Here is a 1,917-nt window from a genome sequence, read left to right as displayed (position 1 = left end):
CAGGTCGGCAAGGCGATGCAGGGCACCGCGCCGGGCACGCCCTGGTGGCGGATCATCCGGGCAGATGGCAACATCACCGCATCCCTGCTGGAGCAGGCGCGCGCCCACTGGGATCAAGAGCGCATGCCCCGGCGCGGGGGCAGAGTGGATGTCGCCCGGGCCCGTTGGCAGCCCAATGACCGGCAGTGGCGCCAAATCCAGGAACTGTCCGCCAGCCTCGACGGGCCGCGGACCTCCAGGGCGGATGAAGAGCGGCCGCGCACCGACCAGCCTTCGGGCAACGGGCGGGCCGTGGAACCAAAACGTCGGAGCCGCGTGATGGGATGGAACCATGAGCGAATCGGCAGACACGGCAACGGGCACCCCAGAAGTGCTGGATCACCTGGTCACCTCGCGCCAGCCCTCACTGGTCGCCGGCGCCCCGGGAACCGGAAAGTCCACGTTGCTGGTTGAAGTCGCCGTGCAGCGCCTGCGTGCCGGGCTGGACCCGCTCTCCCTGCTGGTGCTGGCCCCCACCCGCAACACCGCCGCCCTGTTGCGCAATGAACTTAGCGCACGGGCCGAGCAAACCTTTACCGAACCGGTGGTGCGCACCTGGTCCGCCTACGCCTTCGACCTGATTCGCCGCGCCCGGCTGCAGGGGCTGCTGCCCATGGTGGAGCGGGCCCCGCGCCTGCTCTCCGGGCCGGAACAGGACACCTTGCTCGGGCACCTGCTCGAAGGCCACGAACAGGGGCTGACCCCATCCCCGCCGTGGCCGGAGGAACTGCGCCTGGCGGTGGGCACCCGGGGTTTTCGCAAGGAGGTGCGTGAGTTCTTTGACCGGGTCTCCGAACTCGGCCTGGAACCGGACGACATCGCGCAGCTGGGGGAGCAGGCCGAACGCGGCGAATGGGTGGCCGCGGCCATGTTCTACCAGGAGTACCGGGATCTGCTGGACCTGGGCAGCGCCGAGGCCTTCGACCCGGCCGGCTGATCACCCGGGCCGCGGAACTGCTGGAAGCCAACCCGAATTCCTGGCCGCCGAACAGGATCAGCTGCAGCTGGTCCTGGTCGATGACCTGCAGGAGGCTAGCCTTTCCCAACACCGGCTGCTGACCCTGCTGGGGCGTGGCCGGAACTTGGTGGCCTTCGCCGCCCCCGACAATGTGGTGCAGGGGTTCCGCGGCGCCCGCGCCGATGAGCTGGCACAGTTCACCCAGCGCTACTCAACGCCCCGCAACCCGGCTGGCATCTACGAACTGAAAACCAGCTACCGGATGGGCCCCGCCATCGCCCAGGCGTGGAAACGCGTGGTGCGCCGGGTCCCGGTGGCCGCCGGGCTGCATGGCCGAGCCCTGGAGTTCGGGGAAGATCCCCACCCGGCAACGGTGCAAACTCATCTATTTGAAAACTCCACCCAGGAGGAGCGGTTCCTCGCCCAGCACATCGTGCACCTGAACCTCTACGAACACCGCCCCCTGGCGGAGATGGCGATCGTGGTGCGCACCGGCTCCCAGGTGCGCAATCTCAGCCGCTTCCTGGAAGGCCAGGGAATCGCGGTAACCACCCCTCCGGCGGAAGTGCCGCTGAAGGAGGAGAACGCGGTGCGCCCGCTGCTGGACCTGCTGGCGCTGGCGGTGAACCCCGAAGCCAACGAGGACCCGCTGCGCATGCAGTCGCTGCTGCTCTCCCGCTACGGGATGAGCACCGCGCTGGAAATCCGGCGGCTGCGCCAGCTGCTGCGCCAGAAGGACAGTGCCGGTGGAGGCCGGCGTCGAGCCAGGAACTGCTCGAAGCCACCCTGCATGAACCGGAGCTGGCCCAGGACCTGGGCCCGGTGGCCCGTGGGCTGGAACGCTCCTGGGCATGTACCAGCGCCTGCGCGAAGAGCTGGCCACCGGCAACGCCACCCCGGAAACCGCCCTGTGGGCGTTG

2 protein-coding genes are annotated in these 1,917 nt (G+C 69.1%); both read left to right on the top strand.

Features of this window, described 5'->3' with window-relative positions; all coding sequences use genetic code 11:
• Positions 1-331 precede the first annotated feature (331 nt).
• Complete coding sequence (locus JCM19049_RS12905; RefSeq protein ID WP_054821786.1) at positions 332-976, top strand: UvrD-helicase domain-containing protein; 645 nt, start codon at positions 332-334, stop codon at positions 974-976.
• The coding region (locus JCM19049_RS12900) for a UvrD-helicase domain-containing protein (RefSeq protein ID WP_279403174.1) at positions 930-1,917 on the top strand (988 nt) is incomplete at its 3' end. The genes JCM19049_RS12905 and JCM19049_RS12900, both read left to right, overlap by 47 nt.

The sequence above is a fragment of the Arthrobacter sp. JCM 19049 genome, from assembly GCF_001310435.1.
This window is presented reverse-complemented; position numbering and strand designations above follow the sequence as displayed.